Raw genomic sequence first — 16,345 nt, 5'->3', positions numbered from 1 at the left:
AGTTTATAAAATTTCAAGTTTGATGTGGGATTGACCTAGCTATTTTCCCGTAACAATCACGCAAAACTAACGCCGTTGGATAATGGTTTTATCCCTAGCCAGCTAGCAATGCTCTGACCAATATCGGCAAACGTGTCCCGACGGCCGATAAACTTGGCAGCCAAATTGGGGCCATAGGCGAGCACTGGAATATGCTCACGGGTATGATCAGACCCTGGCATGGTTGGGTCACAGCCATGATCGGCCGTTATAATAATTTTATCTTGTGGTTGCAGTTGGTTGATTAGCGTTGGCAATCGATTATCAAATTGTTCTAAGGCATGGGCATAGCCACTGACATTTCTTCGATGGCCGTATTTTGAATCGAAATCGACAAAGTTCGTAAATATAAGGCTGCCATCTTTTGCCTTTTTCATGGCGGCCAGTGTTTCATCAAATAAATGCATGTTGTTGTCGGCTTTTAGCGTTTGACTGATGCCTTGATGAGCAAAAATATCCGCTGTTTTACCAATAGCGATGACTTCTCGTTTTTCATTAATTAGTTTATCTAATAAGGTTGGGCTTGGGGGGGGCACTGAATAATCTTTTCGATTTGCTGTTCGAGAGAAGTTCCCTGGCTCGCCAATAAACGGTCGGGCTATTACTCGGCCAATGTTGAGTGAGTCACATAACTTTCGAGCTATCTCACACACGTCATAGAGTTTTTGCAAACCAAAATAGTGTTCATGGGCTGCGATTTGAAACACGCTGTCTGCTGATGTGTAGACGATTGGCTTTCCTGTTTTAATATGTTCTTCACCTAACGTTTCCAGAATCGTTGTGCCAGAGGCATGGCACTCACCTAAAACGCCAGGCAAGGATGCTTGTTTACAAAATTGTTCAATAAGCTCTTTAGGAAAACAATTATCTTTGTTTGGAAAGTAACCCCAATCAAACAAAACGGGAACGCCGGCAATTTCCCAGTGACCGCTTGGCGTATCTTTGCCAGCGCTTTGTTCAACCGCATAGCCATATAATCCTTGGGGTTTTCCGATCGAGGCAAGATCGCCATAGGCTTCACCACTACTGGCTACCAACGCATGGTAAATGCCTAGTTTTGCAAGATTTGGTATGTTAAGTAGCCCTTGCCTTTCGTCGTTATCAGCTAAGCCGGATTCGCATGCGCGAATGATATGGCCAAGCGTGTTTGCGCCGCTATCACCATAGCGATGTGCATCAAGACTCGCGCCAATGCCGAAAGAATCCATGAGTAAAACACAAACTCTTCCATGCATCCAATTATCTCCGCGAAAAGTTTTGCAAAAGGACGAGCGTTATCGCGGCAACAACAAAGCAGGTTAGCAACACAATGTTGGCGCTCTGATAAGAGGACACGGTGTAAATGGGGGTGTCATTGGCGGCATAATAAGTTGGGCCAATATAATCAAGGACTGCCCCATACGCTTTTTGGTAAAGGATGTAACCACCTTGGGTTAAAATTGATATGGTGCTTAAAGCCATGGCGGTGATTGCCGGCGAATTAGTTTCTGCAACCAAGGCATAACTTAGGACTTGGCCACCACAGAAAAAGCCTAAAATGAAGAAAAGAACCATCATCAACCCCATGGATGGGGTGGTAAAGTTAATGACTAAAAATAAAAAGAAAGCAATGAATAAAGACCATCGCATAGGGGCTACGCGGTTGCCCATTCGATCAGATAAAGAACCAATGAGTGGACCGCCAAAAATCATGCCCATGAACAACATGGAATTGATTATGGAAGCATTCTGGTTCGTCGTTTGCAGCTTCTGGGCAAGATAGGTAGTGCCCATGATTGCTCCCCATATTGCTAAAGGGGCATTCATCAAACTGGTGTAAATAGCCGGTAGATAATTTTTGGGGTTTAGATAGATAGTGAGTGCATCACTAAATCGGTAGGGATCAATGGTATGAGCCGTATCTTCTTTTTTGTCTTTAATGCCTAGCATCATGACGAATAAAATGATAAACCCTAAGGCAGCAACGTAGAGTAGGCTTTGCCGCCATCCATATTGATAAGCTAAAATAGTCAATGGCGTTTGTGCAGCCATGCCACCTGCCATTGCAATCGTGACAATTACCCCGGTGACTAATGCCATTTTATTAGCTGGGAACCATCGTGAGGCTATCCGGACAGGGCCTAGAAAGCAAAAAGCGCTGCCAATGCCAGTAAGAAACCGACAGAAAATGGCGACAGCAAAAGAATGCGTCAAGGCCATCGTAATGGTGCCAAAGACACATAAAGCCATTGCGACAATAATGGTTCTTTTGGCGGAGTAGCGGTCAAGAATGGCGGCTGAAATAAATAAAAATAAGACATTCGATAGATAATAGACACTGGACAATGTGGACATTGTACTGGCCTGAATATGAAAGTCAGCCATTAATGCTTCGCCAATTGAAGCAAACATATTTCCCTGAATAAACTCATAAAAGAAGAAGAGCGATGCACTGATACATATTAACCAAGCTTGCCAGGCATTATCAGAAACTAATTTATCGCTATCTGCCGCTGCAATGTGTGGTTGCATTAAGTCTCCTTAATTGGCTGGTTATTAGTAGGGGTTCGAATCAAGATGGCAGTAACAATTGCGCCAACAAATAAAATGGGTAACATGATAATTGTGGATAAATGATCAGCACTGGTGTAAACAGTTTGTTGTTGCGCATGCATGTTCAACATAAAACTATACAGTAACTGACCAACCATGCCACCGCCCATGATTAAGACAGAGGCGAAACCAGTTGCTGCGCCACGATATTCCAGCGGATTGCTTTCAGCGATAAGTGGATAACTTAATACTTGTGCACTGGTGATAAAGCCTATGGTAAAGCACAACCATTTCATGGTGGTAGGGCTAACCTGCCATCCAAAACTCATAGGCAAAGACAAAAGCAAGGTGATGATTGCGCAAAAAATCATTAAGCTTCGGCGTTGGTCAAGTTGGTCTGATAGCCAACCAATAACAGGACATCCCACCATACTGCCATAGAAAATATTCGACATCATCTCAGAGCTTAATTGTTCTGGCCAGCCATACACTTCTGTCATAAACCGAGTTCCCCAAAGGGCACAAAGCACCATAATGGGTAAATTTAATATGGCTGTGTAAAGCCCTAATACCCAATTCTGGCGATTTTGAACAGCGAGTCTTAAGGATTTCCAAAATGGTTGATGGGCAGTTTTCTTGACGGGAAGATTGGGCCTCTTTTCACTCACAAATAGTGCGATAATGGCTAAAATACCAATGCCCACAAGGCCATCGATCATTAAAGATTGGCGCCAACCAAAATGTGCTTTCAACCAGAGCAAGGGGACATGCGCTAATGTTCCACCCAAGAATGCCATGGTAACAATAATGCCAATCACTAAGGCTTGCCGGTTACGAGGGAACCACTGGGTGACCAACATCACACAGGCTAAGAAACAAAACGCATTACCAATCCCGGATAAAAAATGGCAGAAAAATGCGAATGTGAAGGAGTGGGTCACGGCAAAGCCAAACGTCCCGGCAACACTTAAAACTAAGGCAAATAAAATCACAGAGCGTATTGAAAATCGGTCGAGGATTAACCCGGCTGGTAATAAAAATAAGACATCAGCAATCAGAAAAGAAGACGAAATCCAGCCAACTTGTACGCTATTGAGAGAAAGGGCTTGGCTAAAATCGCGATTAATGGTGTCAAATAAGTTGAGTTGAAAAAATTCATACAAGAAAAAAAGGCCAGCTGAAAGGCAAACAATCCACGCTAACGAGGAATCCCTTAAGCCCACATTAGAAGAGGCAAAACTAGCTGGTTTGGACAATTTCAACTCCAAAGGTTAAGGTGCTTAAAAATTGAGGCACATTATATCAAAAAAGGATCAACAATGGTAACTATTTTGTACAAAAAATGATAATTAAACACATGCTTCTGTCTTTGTATTCTTGGCGATATCGTGCCCATGCCCCGGATTTTTTTGCTTAAAGTGTCGACGGCAGGTTGAAACATAGCGATCATTCCCGCCAATTAGCAACTGCTCTCCTATATCAAGGGCTTTCCCATTTTCATCGATCCGCAAGTTCATGGTTGCCTTGCTGCCACAATGGCAAATGGTTTTGATTTCAACTAGCTCATCAGCCCAGGCCAACAAATACTGGCTTCCTTCAAAAAGCTCGCCAAGAAAATCTGTCCGCAAACCATACGCTAGAACGGGTAATTTGAGTTTATCTGTGACATCGCACAGCTGGGTTACTTGTCTTTTTGATAAAAATTGCGCTTCATCAATTAGCACGCAGGCGACGTTGGCAAGGGAAAGCTTTTGTGTGCTAACCCAATCATAAAGGTCATCATTTTCGCTAAAGGAATAAGCTGATTCGGATAATCCTATCCGAGAATGGATGATGCCTTCAGCAAATCGATTATCAATTTTGGGAGTCAAGAGGAGCGTTTGCATGCCACGTTCTTGATAATTGTGGCTTGATTGCAACAGTACCGTGCTTTTACCAGCATTCATTGCTGAATAATAGAAATATAATTTTGCCATTTTTGTTGTTATTTTTTGAGGCTCTTTTCTATCAACGAAAGGTAGAAAAAAGTAATTAACAAAATAATAAGTAAGATTTATATTAACGACAGAAATGACATCGTGCAATAAAAACTTGCTAAAATGGTTGATCTTGTTGGGGATATTTCCTAGAATACATAGAACTTAAATCGATGCATAAAATATAGGCACGTAGCTCAGTGGTAGAGCACCACCTTGACATGGTGGTGGTCGGTGGTTCGAACCCACTCGTGCCTACCAAATTTTGAACCCTGCGTAGCAGGGTTTTTTTTATAAACTTCTCACCTAGAGCTTGGAATGACTTCTCGTTATTTTTAAGCTGATTACTGATTCGTGTGAGAATGAAACAATACTACAATCAGTCTAATCGGAGAGAGGGTATGCCAAATATTCAATTACCGGATGGCAGTGTCAAGTCATTTTCGCAACCAGTGAGTGTATTTGACATCGCTATGTCAATTAGCCCTGGATTGGCGAAAGCCGCTATTGCGGGCAAAGTGAATGATCGATTAGTTGATACGTCTTATACCATCGAAGATGATGCCTCGTTGGTCATTTTAACCGAGAAAAATGAAGAAAGCTTAGATGTTATTCGTCATTCTACAGCGCATCTCTTAGCTCAGGCGGTGAAAGAGCTTTTCCCTTCCGCGCAAGTCACGATTGGTCCAGTGATTGAAGACGGGTTCTATTATGACTTTGCCTTTGGTCGACCATTTACGCCCGAAGACTTAGCGCAAATTGAAGAAAAAATGGCGGCATTGGCAAAAGAGAATTTTCTGGTTACTCGACGTTCTTTGCCTAGAAATGAAGCAATTGAATATTTTAAAGGCATTGGCGAAAACTACAAAGCCAAGATCATTGAAGAGATCCCCTCTGGTGAAGTGATTTCTCTCTATAAACAAGGCAGTTTTGAAGATCTTTGTCGAGGGCCTCATGTGCCATCCACGGGGTTTCTCAAAGCATTTAAATTAACGAAACTAGCCGGTGCGTATTGGCGAGGCGATTCAAATAACGAAATGCTGCAACGAATTTACGGGACAGCATGGTTGAATAAAAAAGATCTTGACGCGTATTTGCACCGCATTGAAGAAGCTGAAAAGCGTGATCATCGACGCCTTGGAAAAGCACTTGGCTTATTTCATTTCCAAGATATCGCGCCTGGCATGGTATTTTGGCATCCAAAAGGATGGACAATTTATCAGGTTATGCAAAACTACTTGCGAGAGTGCTTGGCGAATGATTATCAGGAAATTCGAACGCCACAAATGGTTGATGTCAGCCTATGGCAGCAATCAGGTCATTTAGCAAATTTTCGCGATGAAATGTTTCTCACTGAGACGGAAAATCGCCAATATGCGATTAAGCCAATGAATTGTCCTTGCCATGTGCAAGTGTTTAATCAAGGCTTAAAAAGCTACCGTGAACTGCCTCTGCGATTAGCTGAGTTTGGTAATTGCCATCGATGTGAACCTTCCGGTGCACTGCATGGCTTGTTACGGGTGAGAAATTTTGTTCAAGATGATGCCCATATTTTTTGTACAGAAGATCAGATTCAAACGGAAGTTGTTAAACTGTTGCAGTTAGTTAAATCCGTCTATCAAGATTTTGGCTTTGATAAGATTTTATATCGCCTTGCATTACGCCCTGAAAAACGAGTCGGGTCTGATGCCGTTTGGGATAAAGCAGAAGAGGGTTTGAAGAAAGCCATGGCAGGTAGTAACATTACCTGGGTTGACGCACCCGGAGAAGGGGCATTTTATGGTCCAAAGATCGAGTGTTCGTTATCGGATAGTCTCGGACGAATATGGCAGTGTGGCACCATTCAAATTGATTTTTCCATGCCTGAGCGTTTAGGTGCTGAATATATCGCTGAAGATGGTAGTAAACAAATTCCTGTGATGATTCATCGTGCGATTATTGGTACTTTTGAGCGCTTCATGGGGATTCTCGTTGAACACTATGCTGGGATTTTCCCGGTTTGGTTGTCTCCAGAGCAAGTTGTGGTGATGTCGATAACGGATAAACACCATAAATATGCGGTAGAAATAGCTGATCAGATGAAAAAATGTGGAATTCGTGTTAAAACAGACTTGAGAAATGAGAAAATTGGATATAAAATTCGTGAGCATACTTTACAAAAAATTCCCTACCAACTGATTATTGGTGATAAAGAAGTAGAAAATCAGCAAGTCAGTGTTAGGACCCGAGCTGGTCAAGACTTAGGGGGTATGCCACTGGATAAGTTTATCCAACTGGTAAAAGAAGCCGTCGAATCAAAACAGATCGCGGGATAATTGAAGATTGGTTTGTTGGGGTTACTCAACAATCCAATTATTTGTTATTGTTCAATTCTAGGGATTTTCCTTAGGATTTAGAATAATATTTTGCTTTAAGATTGTTTATTGGAGGAAACACCATTAATACAACATCTAAGCGTGAAAACGATCGCGCACGTGTCAATGAAAAAATCACAGCACCAGAAGTGCGTTTAATTGATGTTGATGGCAACCAGGTAGGCATAGTATCAATCCGGGAAGCACTGAGAGCGGCGGAAGAAAGTGATAGCGATTTAGTCGAAATTTCGCCTACAGCAGCCCCCCCTGTATGCCGTATCATGGATTATGGGAAGTTTCTTTTCGAGGAAAACAAGAAGAAAGCAGAGGCAAAGAAAAAGCAACGATTGAAACAGTTTTCAATCAAAGAATTAAAGTTTACACCAAGGACGGAGGAAGGGGATTATCAGGTCAAACTACGCAACCTGATACGTTTCCTGAATAATGGTGATAAAGCCAAAGTGACCCTGCGGTTTCGGGGACGAGAAATGGCACACCAAGACTTAGGCATGCGTTTGATGGAGCGACTGGTTAAAGACACAGAAGAACTTGCTGTGATTGAGCAGAGCCCAAAACGTGAAGGAAAACAGATACTTATGGTACTGGCGCCTAAGAAGAAGTAGCGTTTTTACGAGTTAAGTCAATACTAGCTGGTCATGCCTTTTAGGCAGTCTAGATAGCAATTGGTTGTCGTACGAACATCGTTTATGCGTACTAAATGCGGAGTATTTAATGTCAAAGTTAAAATCTCATCGAGGTGCTAGCAAACGCTTTAAAGTGACAGCTAGCGGAAAAGTGAAAAGTCGTCGTGCCAATCGAAGTCATATTTTGACTAAGAAAAGCCCTAAACGAAAACGTCAACTGCGTTCATCTAATCTGATGCTCAGTGCTCCAGATGCAAAGATGGTAAAACGTATGTTGAACGGTGGTTAATAGGGGGAGTCCAATATGCCAAGAGTGAAAAGAGGCGTCACAGCCAAGGCACGTCATAAGAAAATTTTAAAGCAAGCGAAAGGTTATTACGGTGCCCGTAGTCGAGTTTATCGCGTCGCAAAGCAAGCGGTCATTAAAGCGGGGCAATATGCGTACCGTGACCGTCGTCAAAAAAAGAGACAGTTTCGTGCTTTGTGGATAACGCGTATTAACGCAGCTGCGCGTTTATGTGACCTATCCTATAGCCGATTAATTGATGGCTTAAAGAAAGCGAATATCGAAATTGATCGGAAAACGCTTGCTGATATTGCGGTGCATGATCATGATGCATTTGCAAAAATAGCTGAAAAAGCGAAAGCGGCATTAAGCTAAGCTAGCGTTACATCTTATAAGGGGTAGATGACAGACTGCAAACGCGTCTTAAATCTGCCCTTTTTTCTTTCTAAAATTGATAATTACACTAGCCAAACACCTGGGATGTATGATTGAATAGGCTCTTTTGCAACCCGTTTGGCGTAATAACGCTTATGGAAAGTAATATATGCAAGAGATAGAGTTATATGTCAATGAAGCAACGGCTGCAATTGAAGCGGTAGAAGATGCTAAAAGTCTCGATGATATACGCGTGGAATACCTGGGTAAAAAAGGTAAGTTAACGGGTATTTTAAAAAGCTTGGCTCAGCTATCGGCAGAAGAGCGACCCAAAGTCGGCCAGTTGGTGAATGAAGCAAAGCAAGCGATTCATCACCAAATTGAGGCAAAAAAGGAAGACTTTGCGGAGTCGTTACTCAATAAAAAATTAGCTGAAGAAACCATTGATGTCACGTTGCCTGGTAGGCACAGACAGGTTGGTTCAAAACATCCCATATCGCTGACAAAAAAGCGAATCAATGAATACTTTAGTAAGCTAGGTTTTGATGTGGTTACTGGACCAGAAATTGAAACCGATTATTATAATTTTGAAGCATTAAACATCCCCGACCACCATCCCGCGCGTGCTATGCATGATACATTTTATTTCGGTGATGGCCATTTATTAAGAACACATACCTCACCGGTGCAAATCCGTAGTATGGAGCATGGCAAGCCACCGTTTCGATTGATTGCCCCCGGGCGAGTTTACCGATGTGATTCGGATGTTACCCACACACCCATGTTTCACCAGGTTGAGGGACTAGTCATTGATAAAGTATCTAATTTAAGCCACTTAAAAGAGCTTCTGACCAATTTTTTCTCTGACTTTTTTGGCGCGCCCGTTAAAACGCGATTCAGGCCTTCCTATTTTCCTTTCACAGAGCCTTCTGCCGAGGTAGACATCTCTTGCACCCACTGCAAAGGAGAAGGATGTCGGTCGTGTAAAATGACAGGGTGGTTGGAAGTTCTTGGATGTGGTATGGTTCATCCAAATGTATTAAAAGCAGTCAACATCGATCCCAATGAGTATCAAGGCTATGCCTTTGGCCTTGGAATTGATCGATTAGCGATGTTGTATTATGGCATCGATGATTTACGCATCATGTTTGAAAATGATTTGGCCTTTTTGAAACAGTTTTAATATCTATTCTGGAATCACCTCATGAAAGTTAGTTTACATTGGTTAAAATCTTGGGTTGACAGCGACTGGGATGCAAATACAACGGCAGAACAAATTACCATGGCCGGGCTTGAAGTCGATGGGATCATTCCTGCTGCGGGTAATTTTAACGACGTGATTGTTGCCGAGGTAACAGCCACTAGCCCTCATCCCGATGCCGATAAACTAACCCTTTGCCAGGTTAATACGGGGAAAGGTGAAGTGGATATCGTTTGTGGCGCACATAATGTTCGCGCAGGATTGAAGGTAGCACTAGCTCAAGTTGGTGCTGTTCTACCCAATGGCTTGAAAATTAAACCTGCAAAATTGCGGGGGCAACCTTCTCAAGGCATGTTATGTTCGGCAACCGAGTTAGGTATGGCTGATCAGTCTGAAGGGATTTTGGAGTTGCCTGATGATGCGCCGGTGGGCGAAAATTTACGAACCTATTTAGCCTTAGATGACACGACACTTGATATTGATTTAACGCCTAATAGAGCAGATTGTTTTAGCATCCGAGGTGTTGCGAGAGAAGTGGCTGCTTTAGCAAGACGCTCGGTCAACCCGTTGCCAAGTGTGACAATACCAATAAAATCAAGACTTAAACGTTCAATTCATCTGAATGCAGGCTTAGCTTGCGGGCGTTTTTGTGGCCGTGTCATTGAGAACATTAATCCAAATGCCGTTACACCCCTATGGATGCAGGAGCGATTAAGACGTTGTGGCCTTCGAACAATCCATCCCGTGGTGGATATCACCAATTATGTGATGATGGAATTAGGTCAACCGATGCATGCCTATGATAATGATAAGTTGCAAGGTGCTATGCAAGTAAGGTTTGCAAATGACGGTGAATCACTTTTACTACTGGATGATAAAGAAATTTCTTTGTCGCCTGACGCGCTGGTTATCGCCGATGAAAAGCAATCATTATCTTTAGCTGGTGTCATGGGCGGTGCACAATCGTCTGTTACCGTCGATACGCACGCCATTTTCCTAGAAAGTGCATTTTTTAACCCAAAACATATCGCGGGCATTGCAAGGCGCTATGGTCTTTGCACAGATTCCTCACAGCGGTTTGAAAGAGGGATAGACCCATCCATCCAAACGGTGGCAATTGATTATGCAAGTGAGTTGATTTTATCTATTTGTGGCGGGGATGCTGGTGAGTTGACTGTTGCAGAAAATCTGGCTGATTTACCCCAGCAAGCACTTATACAATTTAACCCGGCTAAGGTCAAACAGTTGACTGGGGTTGATATTGCGGAAGCTGAAATTGAAAAAATGTTACAAGCATTAGGTTTGGACATTGACTCAAAGTCAACTCCTTGGCGAGTCAAAGCGCCTTCGTATCGATTTGATATGAACTTGGATGTGGATTTGGTTGAAGAGGTCATCCGTTTATATGGATTTCAGCATATCGTTGGAAGTCCTATGGAAGGCGAAATCGTTCATGGTAGCATTGATGCGATTGAGGTTTTGAACGATAAAATAGCCAACGGGCTTGTATTGCGTGGGTATCAGGAAACAGTGACCTATAGCTTCGTGGATCCGCAAGTGCAAAAGGCATTTTATCCCGAAGAAGAGACCATGGACCTGTTGAATCCGTTGTCATCAGAAATGTCTCAGATGCGATTAGGATTATGGCCAGGATTGGTGGCTTCCATGCTACACAACCTCCACCGGCAACACACGAGCATGCATTTATTTGAGTCGGGTGTCATATTTGACTATTCAAAAGGAAAAATCATCGAAAAACCGATGATTGCTGGTTTGGCATTAGGTCAACGAGGTGCAATTAATTGGTGTGATGATGTCAGCAAAATTGATTTTTATGATATCAAAGGCGATGTCCAGGCCTTATGTCGATTCATCGGTTTAAACAACATTCAACTAAAAGCATCAACCCACCCAGCCTTACATCCCGGTCAAAGCGCCGACATCTATGTCCAGCAAAAGTGGGTAGGGCGAATGGGACAACTTCATCCTCGTTTAGCAGCCGCTTTGGATATTAGCCAAACCGTATTTTTGTTTGAGCTTTGTTTAAGTGCTTTAGCGACATTTAGCCCAAAGCCCGCCTATCGATCGTTCTCAAAATTCCCCTTAATTAGACGAGACCTAGCACTTTTAGTGGATGAAGCAACGGAGTTTGAGCAAATTAAACGGTTGGTGGAAAAAGCGGTGGGTAATGAGCTACTCCGTTCAGTCGATGTGTTCGATCGTTATTTAGGGGAATCGATTCCTAAAGGTAGAAAAAGTTTGGCGATTAGTGTTGCCATGCAAGCGGCGGATAAAACTTTAACCGATATTGAGATCAATAATAAAATCAGTGCTATACTTAAAATACTTCAACAAGAGCTGTCAATAGAACTGAGGGAATCATAGTGAACGCATTGAGTAAAGCTGAGTTGGCAGAAATACTGATTGAAAAAGGCCAAATGTCTCGTCAAGACGCGCGTATACTGGTTGAAAAGTTTTTTGAAACAGTTCGCCAGGCATTAGAAAGAGGGGATCATGTTAAACTCTCAGGTTTCGGTAATTTTATCTTACGAGATAAAAGTCAACGACCAGGTCGTAATCCCAAAACCGGGGAAGAAATTCCAGTTTCTGCTCGACGAGTCGTGACCTTTAAACCAGGCATGAAGTTGAAAAAGCGAATTGAACAAATTGATGTTGAATAATCATTAAGTCTTAGGAGCCTTGCTTGTCGTATTACCAAAAGCATGTCTTTGTCTGCAACAATCAAAAAATGAATGGAAAAAAGTGCTGCGCAGATTCAGGTGCTGCCGATGCGTTTTCTTATGTCAAAGAACGGTTAATGCAGCTGGATCGCCATGGTCCTGATAAAATTCGAGTCAGTAAATCAGGTTGTTTGGGCCGTTGCGCCATGGGTCCTTGTCTGGTGATTTATCCAGAAGGTGTTTGGTATACTTACCAAAACCAAGCTGACCTAGACGAAATTGTGCAAACACATTTGATTGAAGGCATGCCAGTGCCCCGATTATTTATTTAAAATAATTTTCCCATAACCCTTGTGTGTTGCGTAAGTTTTGGGTAAAATCGCCTCCCTAGATTATATTATTTGCAAAATGGGCGTACGGAGTTTAATAAATGAGTACAATTAGCGCCAAACCGCACGAAGTAAAACGTGATTGGTTTCATATTGACGCAGATGGCCAAGTCCTTGGCCGTATGGCAACAGAAATTGCACGTCGGTTACGTGGGAAGCATAAAGCAATTTATACTCCTCATGTTGACACAGGTGATTATATTGTTGTAACAAATGCAGAAAAAGTGATGGTTACAGGTCAAAAAGCGACAGATAAAATGTACCATCATCATACAGGGTATCCTGGCGGGATAAAATCAACGAGTTTTGACAAGTTGCAAGCCCGTAATCCTATCAAAATTATTGAGCTTGCCGTGAAAGGCATGCTGCCTAAAAATGCTTTGGGACGTGAAATGTTCCGCAAGTTAAAGGTCTATGCTGGTAGCGAGCATCCACACACAGCTCAGCAACCAATCAAATTAGAAGTTGGGGAAAAGTAATATGGCTGAATTAAAGCAGCATTATGGCACTGGCCGACGAAAAAGCTCTGTTGCGAGAGTATTTTTACGTTCGGGCAAAGGCGATATTAAAATTAATAGTCGCCCACTTGATGAGTATTTTGGTCGTGAAACTTCTTGCATGGTTGTGAGACAGCCACTGGAAGTTGTCGATATGCTAGGCAAATTTGATGTCTATGTGACTGTCAAAGGTGGCGGTATCACTGGACAGGCAGGCGCCGTACAATTAGGTATTGCGCGTGCATTAGTCGATTATGATGAGTCTGATTTAGTGGAAGACGCTGAACCAAACCCAGATTCTTTCCGACGTAAATTACGTGCTCAAGGTCTACTAACCCGAGATTCTCGAAAAGTTGAGAGAAAGAAAGTTGGTCGCCCAAAAGCGCGAAGAGCAAAGCAATTCTCCAAGCGTTAATTCGCAAAAGCCCCGCATCAGCGGGGTTTTTTTTACCCTATAAAAAGCTGTTCAGAACGTCAAAATAATTTTCTCCCTTTTTATGATTGCATGAATAATTGCACTTTACTGCTGTTTTCAATAAAATCAGGCTAGAAGAAAAACCATTTTTCGTTTATAGTCATAAAATTATGGTTTTCATACTTGTGTGAGGGATGACATGACTGATGAACTAAATGTGGATTCATCATCAGAAAGTGCAACCGATGAAAGTAACATTGATCAGGAACGTAGGGACTTTCTTTTAAAAACAACAGGTGCCATAGGTGGCGTTGGTGCTGCATGCGCACTAACCCCCTTTATTTCATCTTGGTTACCCAGTGCAAAAGCGCAAGCGGCGGGTGCACCTGTGCAAGTCGATTTGAAAGACCTTGAGCCAGGTCAACAAGTGACGGTTGAATGGCGCGGCAAGCCTGTTTGGATACTGCGACGAACCAAAGAGATGTTAGAAGGGCTGCCCAAAATACAATCCAGTCTGCGTGACCCAGAATCGCTGGTTGACCAACAACCGGAATACGCTAAAAATGAATATCGCTCTATCAATCCTGAATATCTTGTGCTGGTTGGCATCTGCACACATTTAGGTTGCGTACCGAAATATACCCCCAATGCAGAAGAATTTGGTGCTGATTGGATGGGTGGATTTTATTGCCCGTGCCATGGCTCACGATTTGATTTTGCCGGCCGAGTCTATAAAGGGGTTCCGGCACCAATCAATTTACAAGTACCCCCGTATAAATTTGTATCAGAACACGTCATCGTTATTGGTGAATCGTCTAAGGAAGGATAACTCATGAATCGAATGATTAGTTGGATTGACGAACGATTTCCACTCATGAGCACCTGGCGCCAACACCTGAGTGAGTATTATGCGCCCAAAAATTTTAATATTTTATATGTTTTTGGCGCATTATCCATGCTGGTACTGGCCAACCAGCTTATTACTGGGTTGTGGCTGACCATGTTTTATACGCCGACTGCTGAAGGCGCGTTTGATTCGGTTGAGTATATTATGCGTGACGTCAATTTAGGCTGGCTTTTGCGCTATATGCATTCGACAGGGGCTTCGGCATTTTTTATTGTTGTTTATCTGCATATGTTTCGTGGTCTACTGTATGGTTCTTATCAAAAGCCCCGTGAGTTAATTTGGTTACTTGGCGCTTTTTTATTCTTGCTCCTAATGATGGAGGCCTTTTTTGGATACTTATTACCCTGGGGACAAATGTCATTTTGGGGAGCACAAGTTATTACCTCATTATTCGGTGCTATACCCTGGATAGGCGATAGTTTACTTGTCTGGCTAAGGGGCGATTTCAATATTGCCAATGCAACACTGCAACGTTTTTTTGCCCTCCATGTCATTGGTGTGCCCTTAGCATTCGTCATGTTAGTCTTTTTGCATATTGTTGCCCTACATAAAGTTGGATCAAACAATCCCGACGGCGTTGAAATTAAAAAACACAAAGATAAAAAAGGTCGCCCATTAGACGGCATCCCATTTCATCCCTATTACACGGTGAAGGATCTGGTGGCTGCTATTCTCTTTTTAATCGCATTTTTCTTTGTGGTCTTTTTTGCCCCTGAAATGGGAGGGTATTTCTTAGAGCATGCTAACTTCACGCCAGCTAATCCGCTCGTCACCCCAGAGCATATAGCGCCTGTTTGGTACCTCACACCCTTTTATTCCATTTTAAGGGCGATTCCCAATAAATTAATGGGCGTGACAGCCATGGGTGCCTCGATTATCGTTTTATTTATCATTCCTTGGCTTGACAGGAGCCCTGTGCGATCGATGCGATATAAAGGCATGTTCTCCAAAGTTTTTTTATGGCTCTTTGTCATTAGTTTTCTTTCGCTCGGTTATTTGGGAACATTATCTGTCACGCCCCTTCGCCAAGCACTAGCACAGCTATTTACTGTGGTTTATTTTGCGTATTTCTTACTGATGCCGATTTATACTCGTCTCGAAACACATAAAATGCCACCTGAGAGGATAGGTTAATGAAACAGTTATTGCTAATTTGTTCATTGCTGCTGGCAATATCCACGCAGGCAGCCGCAAGTACAGAAACGCCACTTGAACCCATTCCTGTCAACTTAAAAGATAAAGCCGCACTTCAACGAGGGGCAGCCCTTTTTATGAATTATTGCTCTGGCTGTCATTCGTTAAAATACATGCGCTACAGTCGCATGGCAGAAGACTTAGGTCTAACCACCTTTTCCGGTGAGGTAGATAAGGACTTGCTATATAACAATTTGATATTTACTGAATCGAAAGAGCACGATCCTATCCAAATCGCAATGCCCAAAGACGATGCGCGTACATGGTTTGGCGTTGAGCCACCTGATCTTAGCTTGACAGCGCGCGAAAAAGGCTCGGCCTGGATATATAAATATTTAACCAGTTTTTATGCCGATAATACCAGACCCTTTGGTGCGAATAACCTATTAGTGCCAGGGGTAGCCATGCCGAACGTATTGCTACCCTTGTCCGGAAGACGCATCGCTGTTATGGATAAAGTGGATGGTAAAGAGGTGATTGATTACTTACAAACAGTTGAGCAAGGGGAAGGTACCCCGCAACAATTTGATAGCTCAGTCAGGGATTTGGTTCACTTTTTAGTGTATGTTTCCGAACCTGCTCGTTTAACCCGCTACTATGTTGGCAGCGGAGTGCTGTTGTTTCTTGTGATATTTTTAATCCCAGCATATTTATTGAAGAAAACCTATTGGAAGGCTGTTAAAAAATAAATAGACAGGCTAATAGCGTCTTTCATTTTCCCTTCTCCCCAGACATGGGGAGAAGGTGCCCAACGGGTGGATGCGGGGTTGTTGAATCGAAGAGGTTTTTTGAATGCGGTGTCTATTGTGTTTGAGATTCTGACCAATTTCTATTAATCTAAGCAAAACAAAAAAT

At 42.7% G+C, this 16,345-nt stretch carries 17 protein-coding genes and 1 tRNA gene; 14 read left to right on the top strand and 4 right to left on the bottom strand.

Going from position 1 to position 16,345, the window contains the following annotated elements:
* Positions 1–56: 56 nt before the first annotated feature.
* The 4 genes from AB3348_RS05040 to AB3348_RS05025 all read right to left on the bottom strand — a co-directional run bounded on the left by AB3348_RS05040 (position 57) and on the right by AB3348_RS05025 (position 4,547).
* Positions 57–1,274 carry a phosphopentomutase gene (locus AB3348_RS05040; RefSeq protein WP_367606473.1) on the bottom strand — a complete coding sequence of 406 codons (1,218 nt, stop codon included), beginning with the start codon at positions 1,272–1,274 and terminating at the stop codon, positions 57–59.
* A 4-nt stretch (positions 1,275–1,278) separates the two neighbouring features.
* Positions 1,279–2,550: an MFS transporter gene (locus AB3348_RS05035; protein ID WP_367606472.1), complete on the bottom strand. Its 1,272-nt coding sequence runs from the start codon at positions 2,548–2,550 to the stop codon at positions 1,279–1,281.
* Positions 2,550–3,827 carry an MFS transporter gene (locus AB3348_RS05030; protein WP_367606471.1) on the bottom strand — a complete coding sequence of 426 codons (1,278 nt, stop codon included), beginning with the start codon at positions 3,825–3,827 and terminating at the stop codon, positions 2,550–2,552. Before AB3348_RS05030 ends, AB3348_RS05035 begins: the two co-directional genes overlap by 1 nt.
* Before the next feature lie 93 nt (positions 3,828–3,920).
* Entirely contained in the window at positions 3,921–4,547 is a 627-nt protein-coding gene (locus tag AB3348_RS05025; RefSeq protein WP_367606470.1) for a thymidine kinase, read from the bottom strand.
* Positions 4,548–4,733: 186 nt separating this feature from the next.
* On the opposite strand from AB3348_RS05025, the gene AB3348_RS05020 reads away from it, so the two are divergent.
* From AB3348_RS05020 to AB3348_RS04955, 14 genes are all read left to right on the top strand, one after another.
* Positions 4,734–4,808: transfer RNA gene (locus AB3348_RS05020), tRNA-Val, on the top strand.
* Positions 4,809–4,948: 140 nt separating this feature from the next.
* Positions 4,949–6,862 carry a threonine--tRNA ligase gene (gene thrS / locus AB3348_RS05015; protein ID WP_367606469.1) on the top strand — a complete coding sequence of 638 codons (1,914 nt, stop codon included), beginning with the start codon at positions 4,949–4,951 and terminating at the stop codon, positions 6,860–6,862.
* A 122-nt stretch (positions 6,863–6,984) separates the two neighbouring features.
* Complete coding sequence (gene infC / locus AB3348_RS05010) at positions 6,985–7,524, top strand: translation initiation factor IF-3 (RefSeq protein ID WP_367606540.1); 540 nt, start codon at positions 6,985–6,987, stop codon at positions 7,522–7,524.
* A gap of 109 nt (positions 7,525–7,633) precedes the next feature.
* A complete protein-coding gene (gene rpmI / locus AB3348_RS05005) occupies positions 7,634–7,834 on the top strand; it encodes a 50S ribosomal protein L35 (protein ID WP_367606468.1) in 201 nt (66 codons plus the stop codon).
* A gap of 15 nt (positions 7,835–7,849) precedes the next feature.
* Positions 7,850–8,206 (top strand): 50S ribosomal protein L20, encoded by a 357-nt coding sequence (rplT, locus tag AB3348_RS05000; RefSeq protein WP_367606467.1) that lies wholly within the window; start codon positions 7,850–7,852, stop codon positions 8,204–8,206.
* Positions 8,207–8,375: 169 nt separating this feature from the next.
* Complete coding sequence (gene pheS / locus AB3348_RS04995) at positions 8,376–9,389, top strand: phenylalanine--tRNA ligase subunit alpha (protein ID WP_367606466.1); 1,014 nt, start codon at positions 8,376–8,378, stop codon at positions 9,387–9,389.
* A gap of 21 nt (positions 9,390–9,410) precedes the next feature.
* Entirely contained in the window at positions 9,411–11,792 is a 2,382-nt protein-coding gene (gene pheT / locus AB3348_RS04990; protein ID WP_367606465.1) for a phenylalanine--tRNA ligase subunit beta, read from the top strand.
* Entirely contained in the window at positions 11,792–12,088 is a 297-nt protein-coding gene (locus AB3348_RS04985) for an integration host factor subunit alpha (RefSeq protein WP_367606464.1), read from the top strand. The genes pheT and AB3348_RS04985 overlap by 1 nt, the downstream gene beginning before the upstream one ends.
* A gap of 23 nt (positions 12,089–12,111) precedes the next feature.
* Complete coding sequence (locus tag AB3348_RS04980; protein ID WP_367606463.1) at positions 12,112–12,420, top strand: ferredoxin; 309 nt, start codon at positions 12,112–12,114, stop codon at positions 12,418–12,420.
* A 98-nt stretch (positions 12,421–12,518) separates the two neighbouring features.
* On the top strand, positions 12,519–12,956 hold the full coding sequence (gene rplM, locus AB3348_RS04975; protein ID WP_367606462.1) for a 50S ribosomal protein L13: 438 nt from the start codon (positions 12,519–12,521) through the stop codon (positions 12,954–12,956).
* A gap of 1 nt (position 12,957) precedes the next feature.
* Positions 12,958–13,389: a 30S ribosomal protein S9 gene (gene rpsI / locus AB3348_RS04970; protein ID WP_367606461.1), complete on the top strand. Its 432-nt coding sequence runs from the start codon at positions 12,958–12,960 to the stop codon at positions 13,387–13,389.
* 199 nt (positions 13,390–13,588) lie between these two features.
* Positions 13,589–14,218, top strand: a complete 630-nt coding sequence (petA, locus tag AB3348_RS04965) for a ubiquinol-cytochrome c reductase iron-sulfur subunit (protein WP_367606460.1) — start codon at positions 13,589–13,591, stop codon at positions 14,216–14,218.
* A gap of 3 nt (positions 14,219–14,221) precedes the next feature.
* Positions 14,222–15,430, top strand: a complete 1,209-nt coding sequence (locus AB3348_RS04960; RefSeq protein WP_367606459.1) for a cytochrome bc complex cytochrome b subunit — start codon at positions 14,222–14,224, stop codon at positions 15,428–15,430.
* Positions 15,430–16,179 carry a cytochrome c1 gene (locus AB3348_RS04955; protein ID WP_367606458.1) on the top strand — a complete coding sequence of 250 codons (750 nt, stop codon included), beginning with the start codon at positions 15,430–15,432 and terminating at the stop codon, positions 16,177–16,179. The genes AB3348_RS04960 and AB3348_RS04955 overlap by 1 nt, the downstream gene beginning before the upstream one ends.
* Positions 16,180–16,345 lie beyond the last annotated feature (166 nt).

Source organism: Legionella sp. W05-934-2 (assembly GCF_964199965.1).
Lineage (GTDB): Bacteria > Pseudomonadota > Gammaproteobacteria > Legionellales > Legionellaceae > JAFIFT01.
Note: the sequence above shows the minus strand (reverse complement) of the source record. Positions and strands in the feature narration are given on the sequence as shown.

Coding starts and splice junctions, on each gene's coding strand:
- AB3348_RS05035 (WP_367606472.1), bottom strand. CDS start 2,550: ATGCAACCACACATTGCAGCGGCAGATAGCGATAAATTAGTTTCTGAT.
- rplM (WP_367606462.1), top strand. CDS start 12,519: ATGAGTACAATTAGCGCCAAACCGCACGAAGTAAAACGTGATTGGTTT.
- AB3348_RS04955 (WP_367606458.1), top strand. CDS start 15,430: ATGAAACAGTTATTGCTAATTTGTTCATTGCTGCTGGCAATATCCACG.
- rpmI (WP_367606468.1), top strand. CDS start 7,634: ATGTCAAAGTTAAAATCTCATCGAGGTGCTAGCAAACGCTTTAAAGTG.
- pheS (WP_367606466.1), top strand. CDS start 8,376: ATGCAAGAGATAGAGTTATATGTCAATGAAGCAACGGCTGCAATTGAA.
- petA (WP_367606460.1), top strand. CDS start 13,589: ATGACTGATGAACTAAATGTGGATTCATCATCAGAAAGTGCAACCGAT.
- AB3348_RS04960 (WP_367606459.1), top strand. CDS start 14,222: ATGAATCGAATGATTAGTTGGATTGACGAACGATTTCCACTCATGAGC.
- thrS (WP_367606469.1), top strand. CDS start 4,949: ATGCCAAATATTCAATTACCGGATGGCAGTGTCAAGTCATTTTCGCAA.
- rpsI (WP_367606461.1), top strand. CDS start 12,958: ATGGCTGAATTAAAGCAGCATTATGGCACTGGCCGACGAAAAAGCTCT.
- rplT (WP_367606467.1), top strand. CDS start 7,850: ATGCCAAGAGTGAAAAGAGGCGTCACAGCCAAGGCACGTCATAAGAAA.
- AB3348_RS05040 (WP_367606473.1), bottom strand. CDS start 1,274: ATGCATGGAAGAGTTTGTGTTTTACTCATGGATTCTTTCGGCATTGGC.
- pheT (WP_367606465.1), top strand. CDS start 9,411: ATGAAAGTTAGTTTACATTGGTTAAAATCTTGGGTTGACAGCGACTGG.
- AB3348_RS05025 (WP_367606470.1), bottom strand. CDS start 4,547: ATGGCAAAATTATATTTCTATTATTCAGCAATGAATGCTGGTAAAAGC.